11 protein-coding genes and 1 pseudogene are annotated in these 12,488 nt (G+C 59.5%); 8 read left to right on the forward strand and 4 right to left on the reverse strand.

The genetic code is table 11. The annotated features are described in order from the left end of the window. Positions 1 to 286 precede the first annotated feature (286 nt). From ACJ8HN_RS02585 to umuC, 7 genes and pseudogenes are all read left to right on the forward strand, one after another. Positions 287 to 466, forward strand: a pseudogene (locus tag ACJ8HN_RS02585) (SOS response-associated peptidase family protein); the annotation flags it as partial. Between the two features lie 188 nt (positions 467 to 654). Further along, entirely contained in the window at positions 655 to 1,089 is a 435-nt protein-coding gene (gene umuD, locus ACJ8HN_RS02590) for a translesion error-prone DNA polymerase V autoproteolytic subunit (protein ID WP_047730422.1), read from the forward strand. Positions 1,090 to 1,184: 95 nt separating this feature from the next. Next, on the forward strand, positions 1,185 to 3,722 hold the full coding sequence (locus ACJ8HN_RS02595) for a TonB-dependent receptor (RefSeq protein WP_060425913.1): 2,538 nt from the start codon (positions 1,185 to 1,187) through the stop codon (positions 3,720 to 3,722). A 167-nt stretch (positions 3,723 to 3,889) separates the two neighbouring features. Further along, positions 3,890 to 4,402 carry a sigma-70 family RNA polymerase sigma factor gene (locus ACJ8HN_RS02600; protein ID WP_025303329.1) on the forward strand — a complete coding sequence of 171 codons (513 nt, stop codon included), beginning with the start codon at positions 3,890 to 3,892 and terminating at the stop codon, positions 4,400 to 4,402. Positions 4,403 to 4,419: 17 nt separating this feature from the next. Further along, positions 4,420 to 5,337, forward strand: coding sequence for a FecR domain-containing protein (locus ACJ8HN_RS02605; RefSeq protein WP_033647829.1), 918 nt, complete (start codon positions 4,420 to 4,422; stop codon positions 5,335 to 5,337). Positions 5,338 to 5,557: 220 nt separating this feature from the next. After that, complete coding sequence (locus ACJ8HN_RS02610; protein ID WP_053063703.1) at positions 5,558 to 6,319, forward strand: energy transducer TonB; 762 nt, start codon at positions 5,558 to 5,560, stop codon at positions 6,317 to 6,319. 180 nt (positions 6,320 to 6,499) lie between these two features. Beyond that, the gene (umuC, locus tag ACJ8HN_RS02615; protein WP_442523006.1) at positions 6,500 to 7,786 is read left to right on the forward strand and encodes a translesion error-prone DNA polymerase V subunit UmuC; all 1,287 of its coding nucleotides are present in this window, start codon (positions 6,500 to 6,502) and stop codon (positions 7,784 to 7,786) included. On the opposite strand, the gene ACJ8HN_RS02620 is transcribed toward umuC, so the two are convergent. Both ACJ8HN_RS02620 and ACJ8HN_RS02625 read right to left on the reverse strand, forming a co-directional pair. Further along, positions 7,723 to 8,706, reverse strand: coding sequence for a GlxA family transcriptional regulator (locus tag ACJ8HN_RS02620; protein ID WP_060452567.1), 984 nt, complete (start codon positions 8,704 to 8,706; stop codon positions 7,723 to 7,725). The two genes, umuC and ACJ8HN_RS02620, sit on opposite strands and share 64 nt — an antisense overlap. A 52-nt stretch (positions 8,707 to 8,758) precedes the next feature. Next, complete coding sequence (locus tag ACJ8HN_RS02625; protein WP_442523007.1) at positions 8,759 to 9,472, reverse strand: cysteine hydrolase family protein; 714 nt, start codon at positions 9,470 to 9,472, stop codon at positions 8,759 to 8,761. Positions 9,473 to 9,846: 374 nt separating this feature from the next. On the opposite strand from ACJ8HN_RS02625, the gene ACJ8HN_RS02630 reads away from it, so the two are divergent. Further along, positions 9,847 to 11,190 (forward strand): colicin-like pore-forming protein, encoded by a 1,344-nt coding sequence (locus tag ACJ8HN_RS02630; RefSeq protein ID WP_442523008.1) that lies wholly within the window; start codon positions 9,847 to 9,849, stop codon positions 11,188 to 11,190. Between the two features lie 51 nt (positions 11,191 to 11,241). Here the strand turns inward: ACJ8HN_RS02630 and ACJ8HN_RS02635 are convergent, their stop codons facing one another. Continuing rightward, a complete protein-coding gene (locus ACJ8HN_RS02635; RefSeq protein ID WP_442523009.1) occupies positions 11,242 to 11,658 on the reverse strand; it encodes an RbsD/FucU domain-containing protein in 417 nt (138 codons plus the stop codon). A 48-nt stretch (positions 11,659 to 11,706) separates the two neighbouring features. Further along, positions 11,707 to 12,468, reverse strand: coding sequence for an SDR family NAD(P)-dependent oxidoreductase (locus ACJ8HN_RS02640; protein WP_442523010.1), 762 nt, complete (start codon positions 12,466 to 12,468; stop codon positions 11,707 to 11,709). Positions 12,469 to 12,488 lie beyond the last annotated feature (20 nt).

Below are 12,488 nucleotides of genomic sequence, written 5' to 3' on the forward strand. Positions count from 1 at the left end.
GGGGTTCTACGCCGGAACCCCAGATTTTTCCGTCCGCTAAAATTATCCCCGGTTGAGCAGCTTTATACCGTCAGCTCGCAGTGGACCATCAGGGGAAATGTGGCGGTACAGCGTTTGTCGGGTTATCCCAAGCTCCTGGCATAACGTACTGACTTTCGTCTCTGGCCGTCCCATTGATGCCATTGCCAGTCGCAATTTTATTGGCGTCATTTTGTAAGGCCGTCCGCCGTTCCTCCCGTGAGGCAAGGCCTGCCGCTGTTATTTGCGGCGCTGTACGCAGCAGAGACCGACGGCCGCGCGCGACTGGCTCGACACCCGCTTAGTCCCGCCCTCTGGTCAAATGCAGGCTGACGTGTACAGCCTGCAGGCAGAGGATTTCGTCTGGCAACCGGTATCGCCCGCCGTCGGCGCCGTTCGCAATGACAATCCCTCACTCATCCTGCCCATCGATACGCCAACGGTCTGAGTGCCGCATTATCCACAGTTTTGGTGGGTATCATGTGTGTAAACACACGCGAAGAACGCCGAAAGCTGCAAGAAAAATCACTAAGAAAATTATTATATTACGCGGCAAAGCGCGATCCGCAGGGGGATTGGGGGTTGCACGCGTTCGCGTTTTGTTTATGCTTTACTGTATAAATATACAGTTTGGTTATGATTATGCTGAGCAATTCAAGATTGTATGCTTTTTCACCAGGTGACCCCCTGACGTTACCGCTGTTTGCCGATCGCGTGGCCTGCGGCTTTCCTTCCCCGGCGCAGGACTATGTCGAGAGCAGGCTGGACATCGGCAAGCTGCTGGTGCGGCACCCCAACGCCACTTACTTCGTGCGCGCCAGCGGCGAGTCGATGATCGACGGCAATATCCAGGATGGCGATCTGCTGATCGTCGACAGCGCCCTGACGCCGGAGCACGGCAATATCGTGATCGCCGCGGTGGACGGCGAATTCACCGTCAAAAAACTGCAGCGCCACCCCGACGTGCGGCTGTTGCCGATGAATCCCGCCTATGCGCCGATCGTGTTCGACGACGAGGCGCAGCTGGAGATCTTCGGCGTGGTGACCTTTATCGTCTACGCGGCGCGGTAACTTCGGCCCTTTTTTTCATTTTTTTCTGCCCGATCTTTTCGTTGGCGTGACCTCTCTACTGAGTTTCCAGTTCAATACACTCAGGGGAATCCTTCATGGCCATAAAAAACAAGAACGGCGCAGGGCGTACGTTCACATCAGCCAAACGCATTACCGGGAAGCGCGTCGCTATCGGGATAGGATGCGCACTATCGGGCATGCTCACCTCCGCGATGGCGGCACCCGGTGCGTCGGCATCACCCTCGGCGGTCGAACAGCCCGCTATCCTTTCCTTCGCCATTCCCGCCGGTGATCTGGCGCCCGCCTTGCAGACGGCGGCCGCTAAGGCCGGCGTGATAGTGATTTTCACGCCCGAACAGACGCGTGGAAAAAGCACCGCGGGCCTGCAGGGACATTATCGCCTCACCGACGCGTTCAATACGCTGTTGGCGGGCAGCGGATTGCGCGCTCAACAAACCGCACAGGGATATCGGTTGGTCGACGCCGGGCCGGTTCAGCCGTTGACGATACCGGAGCTGTCGGTGGTCGGCGGTTTGTCCGACAGCGTCGCCGCCGGCCGTTCGGTACTGGATAAAGAAGACATCGAACGCGTACAGGCCGATAACATCGCCAGTTTGCTTGATCGCTTGCCCGGCGTAGGGATGGCGGGATCGCCGCGCCCGGGCGGCCAAAGCCTGAATATCTGGGGCATGGGCGACATGGAAGATGTGAAGGTGGTGCTGGACGGCGCGCCGAAGGGATTTGAGAAATATCGGCAGGGTTCGGTATTCATCGAACCCGAACTGCTGAAAAAGGTTGAGGTCGATAAGGGGCCGCACAATCTGTTGAACGGCAATGGCGGCTTTGGCGGGACCATTACGCTGGAGACCAAAGATGCCGGGGATATGCTGCTGCCGGGCGAAGATTTTGGCGGCTTGCTGAAATACAGCTACCACACCAACGATCGCCAGGGCATTTACAGCGGTGCGTTGTACGGCCGTACGCCGGAAGGATTCGCCGACGGTTTGATCTACATGAGCAAGCGTGACGGCGGCAACCTGAAGCGGCCGGACGGCACGCGCTTTGCCTATTCCGCCAACGATCAGGCTTCCTACCTGTTAAAAACCAATATTTATCTGAGCGAGGCGCAAACGCTGACGCTGTCGGCGATGCGCTCCGATTCCGATGGCTGGCAGCCTTTTGCCGCCAAGCGGGACGATATCGCCGCGCCCAGCCAGGCGGATATCGATAAATATGGCCGGGAAGACGCGTGGCGCCGCATTCTGGTGTATCGCGACCAGACGGACACCAATTACTCGGTGAAATGGAATCTGGCGCCGGAAGCGCAGCCGTTGCTGAATCTGACGCTGTCTTATGCCTATTCGAAGACAGAACAGCATGACAAGCGGCCAGATTCCGCTTCAAAGTTCAGCTATCTCGGTACGTTGGGCAATGAAAGCTGGGTGAACTATACCGATCGGCAGTTTGACGTCAGCAATGAAAGCCGTTTCGCCAGCGGGCCGCTGGAGCACAAGCTGTTGCTCGGCGCGCGGTGGCATAAACATCAGCGCGATACCCTGATGTATTACCCCTCGCAGGTGAAAAACGCCAGTTACAACTACGGCTATTTCCAGCCGTATTACATGCCGGCGGGCGAACAGGAAACCCGCAGCGTTTATCTGCAGGATGCGGTCAGCTTCGGCAGCCTGACCGTGACGCCGGGCGTGCGTTACGATCATGTGACCAATACCGGGCAACCGAACCGGGCGCCGCGCTATAACGACAGCGATCCGCTCGTGGGCCATGATTACAGCAGCGTGACCTATACCGGCTGGTCGCCGCATTTGGGCGTGATGTGGAAAGCGACGTCGAATCTGTCCCTGTTTGCCGACGTTAGCCGCACCTGGCGCGCCCCGGTGATCGACGAACAGTACGAAGTGCAATACGCCGCTTCCAGCGTGCCCGGCACCAGCCGCGGCCTGCAGGTGGAACGCATGACGGGCGTGCGCCTTGGCGCGGTGCTGGACTTCAACGATGTGTTGATGGCGCGAGACAGCCTGCAGATCCGCACTACGCTGTTCCGCAATCGCGGCAAGGACGAGATTTTCTATCGTCGCGGCGTAGTGTGCGACGCCGCACGGCATGGGGGCCAATGTGGGCAACCGTTGTCGAACTATCGCAACTTGCCGGGCTATACCATTGAGGGCGTGGAGCTCGAATCGTTTTATGACAGCGAAAGCCTGTTCGGCAGCCTGTCGTTCTCCTCGATTCGCGGCAAACGCGACGCTTCACCGCGCGATCCGTGGGGCAACGAAACCTGGATTGCCGAAATTCCACCCGTTACGGCACACGCGATGCTGGGTATGAAAGTACCGCAGTGGGACATGGCCTTCGGCTGGACCGGCGATTTTGTGCGTAAACAGGATCGTTCACCGGCCGACGGCGATCCGATGGCCGTTGTCTGGGCGCTGCCGAAAACGTCGGGTTATGCATTGCACGGCCTGTTCGCCTCGTGGCAGCCCAGCGGTTTGCAGGGCTTCGAAGCTCGCGTCGCGGTGGACAACCTGTTCAACCGCGATTATTACCCTTACCTGGGCGAATCGGTGTCCGGCGTAGGGCGCAACATCAAGTTTAGCGTTAGCCAACGTTTCTGAATATCCTGCTAACAGGGGCCATTTTGGCCCCTTTTCACGTTTTCTCTCCCGTATTTCCCTACTTTTTCGCCGTTTATAAATCATCAGCAATCGCTTGACACAGAAGTTACAATTTTAAAATAATAATAATTATCATTTTCAATCTCATTATCAATTGGTGTCACCGAATGGCAAGGAAAGAGGCCGCGGCAGCCAACGGGTTTGCTCAACAGCTTTACCTTGAGCACCACAGTTGGCTATGCCATTGGCTGAGACAGAAGGTCGGGTGCGCGCATCACGCCGAAGACCTGGCGCAGGATACGTTCATCAGTATTTTACTGAGTCCGCAGTTGCTTGCCATTCGGCAACCACGCCCCTTCCTGGCGACCGTGGCGCGCCGGCTGGTGGCGAATTATTACCGACGTAAAACAATCGAAGAGAGCTATCTGCAGGCCTTGAGCGAGCTGCCGGCGATCGAGGCGCCCTCGCCGGAGGTCCGTCAACAAACCCTCGAAATGCTCGAACAGTTGGATCAGGCGTTGGACGGATTGCCGGCGCACGTTCGCGAGGCTTTCCTGTTGGCGCACCTGCAGGGCATGCGTTATTGCGACATCGCTGAACGTTTGCGGGTGTCGACCAGTTCGGTGAAACAATATCTGCAGCGCGCCAATTTGCACTGTTTCTTTGCATTGGCGGCGTAACGGCAGGTGCGGAACCCATGATGGAATCGGATATCGATCGGCAGAGCGCGCGTGAGGCCGCCGCCTGGTTAACCCAGCTGATGTCGGAAGAGGCAAGCGACGCGGATAGGGAAAACTGGCGGCGTTGGTATCAGGCGAAACCGGAAAATGAACGCGCCTGGCGGCATATCGCCGCGTTTTCATCCCGTTTTTCTCTGCTTAACGGGGCGGCGGCGCAGCGTAGTCTGTCGCAGTTGCCAAACCCGCAACGCCGCCGGTTGCTGAGAAGCCTGGCGGCCATCGGCGTGGTAGGGTCGGTTGGCATCGGTTCTGGCGCGCTGCCATGGCGCCCCTGGCTGGCGGATTACCGCACGGCGGTGGGGGAGCAGCAAACCGTCGCGTTGGCGGATGGCGCGCAGTTGATGCTGAACACGCAAACGGCGGTTAACGTCAGCCTTCAGCAGGCCGCATTGCTGGAAGGTGAAATGATGGTGAATCTGCCGCCGGAAAGCGGCGCGTTGACGGTGAGGCTGCCGCAGGGCGAGATCGTGGCGCAGGCTGCTCGCTTCAGCGTTCGCCTGTGGGAAACCTACAGTGATATCGCCGTTTATCTTGGCCGGGTCACAATCCTTTCGCCGGCGCATCGGAACGCGGTGCTCAACGCCGGTCAGGGCGGCAGATTAAGCCGGCAAGGCATTGGCGATCCGTACCGCGTGACGCAAGAGCCCGGTTGGCGGCAAGGCATGCTGTTGGCCGACAACATGCGGCTGGACGACTTCCTGATGGAGCTGGGGCGTTATCGTCAGGGCGTTATTCGCTGCCGGCCGGAGGTCGCCGGCCTGCGGCTCTCCGGTGCGTTCCCGCTGGCTGACCCCGAGCGCGTCATTGCGGCTCTGCCCGGTGCGCTGCCGGTTAGGGTAAATATGCTGTCAAAATACTTCATTACCGTGTCATAAAGTTTTTTACTCTGCCATTAGGGTATTTCCTTTTCGTTTGGCCTGTTCTTTCTCGTTCCCTGCCCGGTGCCGCGTGCCTAAACGACCTTTCTGACATACCCCGACCGCCGTTGAGCGCTGCGTACGTTGGTCTGTTTCACGCTTAACCTGAGTATCGTTTTCCATGTTGAATCACAACGTATTACCTGCCGATTTATCTTTACCGCCTACAGGCGGGCGATTGCGCTGGGCTACCGCCAATGTGTTGGCGTTGGGTCTGCATGGTGCGTTGTTGTTTGGCCTTGGTTATCACCTGGTGCCACCGTTGCTGCCCGCGGCGCAACCGATGGTGTTGATGATGGTTGCCGAGCAGGCGGAATCGATCCCCAACGCAGAGCCGATGCCAACCGGCGTGCGCCAGGTGCAGGCGGTGGCGCAACGGCAGGCCAACCGGGAACCGGAGGCGGCGATGCCTCCGCTGATTCATGCGCCGCGTGCGACGGAGCAGCAGAGCAAGGCCAAAGGGCAACGGAACGACCCCATCAGACCGAAGACGGAACTGCCGCGTCCAAGGCAAAAGGAACAGGAAAAAATAGCGTCTGCAAGCTCAATAGCATCAAGCACCAGCGCGCCGCCGTCTCTGGATGGAAAGCGTGTTGCCGCGCCGCAAACCAGCGTGGCGTCGCAGCCGAGCCAGGATGCCTCGGTCTGGAGCGGCCTGCTGTTGGCGCATTTGAGCCGTTTCAAACGCTACCCGGCCCTGGCGGTACGCCAGCAGCGCCAGGGCATTGTTCAGGTTGCCGTGACGTTGGATCGGCAGGGGAACGTGCTGGGCGTGAAGCTATTGCGATCGAGTGGGGTTGCTTCGCTCGACCGGGAGGCGCTTCAGTTACCGCAGCGCGCTTCTCCACTGCCCGCGCCCGGCAACGAGATCGCAGCGGGGCAGGCGGAATTCAGCGTGAACATTCCGATTCGTTTCGATCTGCGTGAAGTTCGCCGTTAATGAAAAACTTGGCTCCAGGTAAACGGAGGCTGAGTTAAAAGCCAATGCGTATCAAACGGATAGCAGCGATGGGGTGGTTTCTACTTGATCGTCGCCAGAAAAATACAAATACTGTATGTATGAACAGTAATCTGGTGCCGTTATGAATAACAACCCACTGACGATGAAAGGTCGGTAACCATGTTCGCCCTGGTAGACGTCAACAGCTTCTACGCTTCCTGCGAGACCATCTTTCGGCCCGATCTGCGGGGGCGGCCGGTGATCGTGCTGTCCAACAACGACGGCTGCGTGATCGCCCGCAGCGCCGAGGCGAAGGCGCTGGGCGTGCCGATGGGCGCGCCTTATTTCAAGATCAAAGAGGAGATGCGCCGCCGCAACGTCGCGGTGTTCTCCTCTAACTACGCGCTGTACGCCGATATGTCCCGCCGGGTGATGGATACGCTGGAAGAGATGGCGCCGGCGGTGGAGATCTACTCGTTGGACGAAGCCTTTCTGCGGCTGGACGGCGTGGCGCATTGCGAAGCGCTGGAGCCGTTCGGCCAGCGGGTGCGCGATCGTATCCGGCGCGAGCTGCATTTAACGGTCGGGGTCGGCATTGCGCCGAGCAAAACGCTGGCCAAACTGGCCAACTTCGCCGCCAAGAAATGGCGCGGCACCGGCGGCGTGGTGGATTTATCCGATCCAGCGCGCCAGCGCAAGCTGCTGGCGCTGATCCCGGTGGAAGAGGTATGGGGCGTGGGGCGCCGCCTGACTCGCCAGCTGCAGGTGATGGGTATTCACACAGCGCTGCAGTTGGCGGACTGCGATACCCGGCTGGCGCGTAAAACCTTCAGCGTGGTGCTGGAGCGCACGATACGCGAGCTGCGCGGGGAGTCGTGCCTGCAATGGGAAGATGAGGCGGCGGCGAAAGAACAGATCATCTGCTCCCGCTCGTTCGGCCAGCGGTTGACGCACTACCCGCACATGCGCGAGGCGATCTGCAGCTACGCCGAACGCGCCGCCGAAAAGCTGCGGCAGGAAAAGCGCTATTGCCGCAACGTGTCGGTGTTTATCAAAACCAGCCCGCATTCGGCGGGCGAAGGGTATTACAGCAATATGGGCACCGCCCGGCTGCAAACGCCGAGCAACGACAGCCGCGACATCATCGCCATGGCGGTGCGCGCGCTGGAAAGCATCTGGCAGGAAGGGCGGCGTTATCTGAAGGGCGGCGTGGTGCTGGGGGATTTCAGCGCCGCCGCCATGGCGCAGATCGATCTGTTCGACGACTGCCCGCCGCGCCGCAACAGCGAGCGGTTGATGGCGACCCTCGATCGCCTGAATCAGGAAGGGCGCGGGCGCGTGTGGTTCGCCGGGCAGGGGATCGTCAAGCCGTGGCAAATGAAGCGCGAAATGCTGTCGCCGGCCTACACCACCCGGCTGGCGGATATTCCGGTGGTGCGGCTGTCGCCGCGAAACTCGCGCCGGTAGCGCGAGGGCGAGGTGTTCAGTTGCTTAAGAAAGTGGCGCCGCAATGAGGTGGTAGAGGGAAAGCCGACCTTTTCCGCGATGGTTTCCACCGAGCAGTCGCTTTTTTCCAGCAAACGCTGTGCGGCGATGAGGCGCTGATTCAGCAGCCAAAGCGAAAAGCGGGTGCCGGTGGTTTGCTGAAACCGGCGGGTAAAGCTGCGGCGGCTCATGCAGGCTTTCTGCGCGAGACTATCCAACGACAGCGTCTGATGCAGGTTTTCCATCGCCCAGGCCAGCGCCAAGGAAAAGTTATCCCCCTGGCGGGTATTTTGCACCGGCAGCGCGACATACTGCGATTGTCCGCCTTGCCGGTGAGGGGGCACCACCAGGTGGCGCGCCGCCTGCGCCGCCATGTCAGCCCCCCAGCGTTTTCTCACCAGGTGCAGGCAGCAATCGATGCCGGCGGCGGTGCCGGCCGACGTCACGACATCCCCTTCATCGAGATACAGCACGTCATTTTCGACGAGCACCGCCGGATAACGTTGCTGAAAGTCCGGCAGCCAGCGCCAGTGGGTAGTGGCCCGGCGATGATTCAGCAGGCCCGCCGCCGCCAGCACGAATGCGCCCATGCAAAGGCCGACGACGGTGGCGCCGGCAGCATGGGCATGGCACAGCGCATCCAGCAGTGCGGGTTCCGGCTGGCGGGCCGGATTGTCCCAACTGGGCACGATCACCATGTCCATGCCGCTCAGCGCGCCGAGCCCAAGGTTGACCACAATGGAAAAACCGGCATTGGTTTTCAGCTCGCCAGGCTCGGCGGCGCACAGGGTCAGTTCGCACAGTGGTGCGCCTGAAGGCGCCAGCACTTTTTCAAACACCGCAAAAGGCACCGAAAGGTGAAAGGGAATGATGCCGTCGAAAACCACAATGCCTATTTTCATCCGCGATAACGCCTCTTGCAGTGCGCGCCGCCGGGGAGCGGCGCGCTGAACCTTATTTGGTCACCGGCAGCGCCAGGATGCCCTCGGTAGTTTTGATTTCCGCGAACACGTCCGCCACCGCGGCCAGCGCCGCCCGCTGCAACACGCGGTGATCGACCACGCCACCCGTGCCGTCGTCCAGATCGCGCGTCGCCGTCGTGTCTTGCGGGATCAACACATCATAGCCGAGCGGCACCGCGTCGCGTGCGGTAGAAGAGATGCACATGTGCGTCATCAAACCGGCCACAATCAGCGTTTTGATGCCCTGCTTCTTCAGCTGCGCATCCAGATCGGTGCCGACGAACGCGCTCGGCGTCGCTTTGGTGATCACCGCATCCCCTTTAGCGGGTTGCAGCGCCTGATGGAATTCGGCGTAGACCGAGCCTTCGGCAAACAGCGGGCCGTTGGCCGGCCCCAGATGCCGCACGAAATAGACCGGCATGCCGTTTTTGCGGGCGAACTCAACCAGCTTTTTACTGTTATCCAACACTTTCTGGCCATCCGGGATCACCATTTTGCCGCGAAAGCCGCTGCCTGCGTAATATTCATTCTGGATATCCACCACGATCAGCGCCGTTTTGGCGGCGGCCAGGGCAGTGGTGGCGGGGGCGCCCGACATGGCCCTGATGGTTTTACTATTCACGTTTTCGGTCTCCTGAGCCAATGCATTGAAGGAAGCGGCGCCCATCATGGCGGCCAGCAAGGTGGCATGAACCAAAGCTTTCATTTGCACTCTCCTGTTAACGATAAGTTCGGGAGCCATTATTTGCCATCCGCTCATCGTGCAAGAGTAGGGCAGGTGACCACATTCGGTACTTTTGGGCCAACTTCGTGTGCGGCTGTTATCTGAATCGGGATCGGAAGCCGCAGCATATCCCCCCTCCTGTAAGCGCCTTCTATTTATGACTATCAAGTTTTTCGGTCGTCATATTTCTACCGTTAACGCCGTTTCTCTTTGTTTAATCTGCTACACAGCCACCATGCATTGTTCTTGTTGCTGTGAATTTCTATAACGGACGGGCAGTTAAAAATTGGTTTGCCGAGAATTACGTCGTGCGTATTTCTCGGCATGTTGATAATAAAGAAATAAGGATTAAGCATATGCCTGGATTTAATTATGGCGGTAAAGGGGATGGAACTAACTGGAGTTCTGAACGTGGTACGGGCCCAGAACCTGGGGGCGGTGATAAGGGCCATTCCGGCGATCGCGGCGGCGCCAGTGTTGGCAACAGCCCGGAACAGCAACAGATAGCGGCGATCCAAAACGATCCGGCGTTGCGCATGAAGCTGGCGGCGGTGATCAAGGCGGCGCGCAGAATCAACCCGGATGCACAATTGCGTATTGGAAGCGTCAGCCCGTCTGGCACGCTGAGCCTTTCTGCCACCGGTCTGACGGCCGATCAGGCTAAGCACATTGGCCTGGGTGGACTGGTGATGGGAGTCAACGCCAAGGGAGGAATGGTGGCGATCGGGGATATCGAAACCGGCCATGCGCGCAAGACCTCAACCCCGGGTAAAGGTGGTAATAATGGCCTGAACGCCGGGCAGATCGGCGCCTCCTCGTTAGGCAGTTTCGTGACAGACTCACACCGCGATCGGCCCGTCAACGGCTGGCATGGTAACGGCAAAAGCGGTGAGTTCTCGACGACCCGCACGACCGGGAGTTATTTCGGCTTTCATCATTTGAAGGTGGAAAAGCAAGCCGGAATGGCGACCTACAGTCTCTACTATAAGGCCAATAAGAACCGGCCCGCGTTTATCGCCGTGGTGAGAGGGGATAACCTGAATGGCATGGAGGTGAAATATGCCAACGGTAAGCCGGTGAAATCTCCAGGCTCGGTAAAAAATATCGTTAAGGAGTTCGTCGAATATCAAAATGCGGAATTAAAAGCGATCAAGGATGGCGTCAGCCTGGCCGCCGGCATCAATAAAGATATCGCGGAAAAGCTCGGCGCGAAATACGCCAAGCTCGCCAAGGATTTGGAGGCAGGAATTCAAGGCAGATATATCCGCAATGTGCAGGATGCGGAAAAAACCTACGAGCAATTAACGAAGGGCTTGAACAAAAAGCTCAAGGCGCAGGATAAAGCGGCGATTGTCGCCTGGTTGAAAAAGATCGATGCGGAACAGTATGCCCGCAATGCGCGGGTATTGGGCAAGGCGTTTACCGGCGTGGATTGGGCGATTAAAGGGGCGGACCTGACAAACGCCGCGATCGAGGGTGTCTCTACCGGCAGTTGGAAAGCGTTCCGTAATCAGCTTGAGGCACTCGGGTTGTCCATCGGGGCAGGCTACACGCTCTCCGCTATCGCCGCGTTTTTCGCGCCGACGCTGGTGTCGTCGACGGTGGGCATTTTTGCATTCGCTTATCTGTTTGGTTGGGCTACCAGCTATATCGATGCGGCTCTTGCAGGAGAACTGGAAAAACTGATTGTGGATCTGTAACCGCAAGAGGGGGGGAGCCCCCTCTTTTTATCCTATCGACATGTCCCTTTCTCACACCCCCGGCGCCACCGTCAGCAGCAGGTTGGCGAAGCGGCGCTGCTCGCCGGAGGCGATCACCAGCAGCGTCCGATCCGATTTGACCGCGGCGTAAAACGCCTCGCGCGGCAGGTGTTCGACCGGGCACTGCGCCGGCAGCAGCTGCCGATATTCGGCTTCGATGGTGTTGGTGAAGTCCGGCGGGCAGGCCATCAGCGCGGCGCTTTCCACGTTGATGCAGGCCAGCAGCTTTTCCAGGATCGGCGGGGCGGCGAGCGTGCCGGGCGCCAGGTTCAGATAGACCACGGTGGCGTCTTTCGGCGCGTGCGTCACGCAGGCGTAGTTGCCGTCGGCGATCAGTACCTGGGTTTTATGCCCGCATTGCGCCAGCGCGGCGAGCAGCGGCGGGTGGGTGATGGAGGATTTAATCATAAGGCGATACCTGAATAGGGGGCGGCAGCCGTGCCGCCCGCGGCTGAATTACATGCGGTAGATGCCGCCGTTGATGTCGAGGGTGGCGCCGGAGATGAAGCCGTCGTACTCTGCCGCCAGGAAGGCGATGGCGCGCGCCACGTCGTCCGGCGTGCCTGCACGGCCCAGCGGGATGGCGCGAACGGTTTCCTCCGCCGATGCCTGGGTGGTGTGGCGATTATGGAAGCGGGTGCCGAGGATCAGGCCGGGCGCCACCGCGTTCACCCGGATGCCGTATTCGCCCAGCTCTGCCGCCAGCGAGCGCGTCCAGGTGAGCACCGCGCCCTTGGTGGCGGAATAGACCAGCGAGCCAGAGTGCCCGCCGGCGCGGCCGGCCTGCGACGCCAGGTTGACGATGCTGGCGCCGTTTGCCGCCTTCAGGAACGGCAGCGCGCTTTGTGTCACGTTCAGCATGGTGGTCATGTTCACGTCGATCACGGTTTGCCAGAAGGCGCGGTCGATCTCGCCCAGCCATTTCCGCCCGACGATGCCGCCGACGTTATTGACCAGAATGTCGATGCCGCCGAGAAACTCGGTGCCGGCCGAAACGCAGCGCAGCGTTTCGTCGCTATCGATGAGATCGGCGTAGCCGTAAGCGGCCTTTTGCCCCAATGAATGGGCCAGCGCCACCAGCGCTTTGGGGCCGCTTTCGTCGCTGTGATAGTGAAAATAGATGTCGCAACCGGCCTTGATCAGCCGCTCTGCGGTGGCGCGGCCGATGCCCTGTTCCGCCCCGGTGATAAACACCTTTTTGCCCGCAAGATCGCCCATGATTGACTCCTTATTGGTTC

Origin of the sequence: Serratia sp. CY29653 (assembly GCF_052169255.1) — a bacterium.
Classification (GTDB): Bacteria; Pseudomonadota; Gammaproteobacteria; order Enterobacterales; family Enterobacteriaceae; genus Serratia; species Serratia sarumanii.

Excerpts from the sequence above, each read along its gene's own strand:
- umuD (WP_047730422.1), top strand. The coding sequence starts at position 655 with ATGATTATGCTGAGCAATTCAAGATTGTATGCTTTTTCACCAGGTGAC.
- ACJ8HN_RS02595 (WP_060425913.1), top strand. The coding sequence starts at position 1,185 with ATGGCCATAAAAAACAAGAACGGCGCAGGGCGTACGTTCACATCAGCC.
- ACJ8HN_RS02600 (WP_025303329.1), top strand. The coding sequence starts at position 3,890 with ATGGCAAGGAAAGAGGCCGCGGCAGCCAACGGGTTTGCTCAACAGCTT.
- ACJ8HN_RS02605 (WP_033647829.1), top strand. The coding sequence starts at position 4,420 with ATGATGGAATCGGATATCGATCGGCAGAGCGCGCGTGAGGCCGCCGCC.
- umuC (WP_442523006.1), top strand. The coding sequence starts at position 6,500 with ATGTTCGCCCTGGTAGACGTCAACAGCTTCTACGCTTCCTGCGAGACC.
- ACJ8HN_RS02620 (WP_060452567.1), bottom strand. The coding sequence starts at position 8,706 with ATGAAAATAGGCATTGTGGTTTTCGACGGCATCATTCCCTTTCACCTT.
- ACJ8HN_RS02625 (WP_442523007.1), bottom strand. The coding sequence starts at position 9,472 with ATGAAAGCTTTGGTTCATGCCACCTTGCTGGCCGCCATGATGGGCGCC.
- ACJ8HN_RS02630 (WP_442523008.1), top strand. The coding sequence starts at position 9,847 with ATGCCTGGATTTAATTATGGCGGTAAAGGGGATGGAACTAACTGGAGT.
- ACJ8HN_RS02635 (WP_442523009.1), bottom strand. The coding sequence starts at position 11,658 with ATGATTAAATCCTCCATCACCCACCCGCCGCTGCTCGCCGCGCTGGCG.
- ACJ8HN_RS02640 (WP_442523010.1), bottom strand. The coding sequence starts at position 12,468 with ATGGGCGATCTTGCGGGCAAAAAGGTGTTTATCACCGGGGCGGAACAG.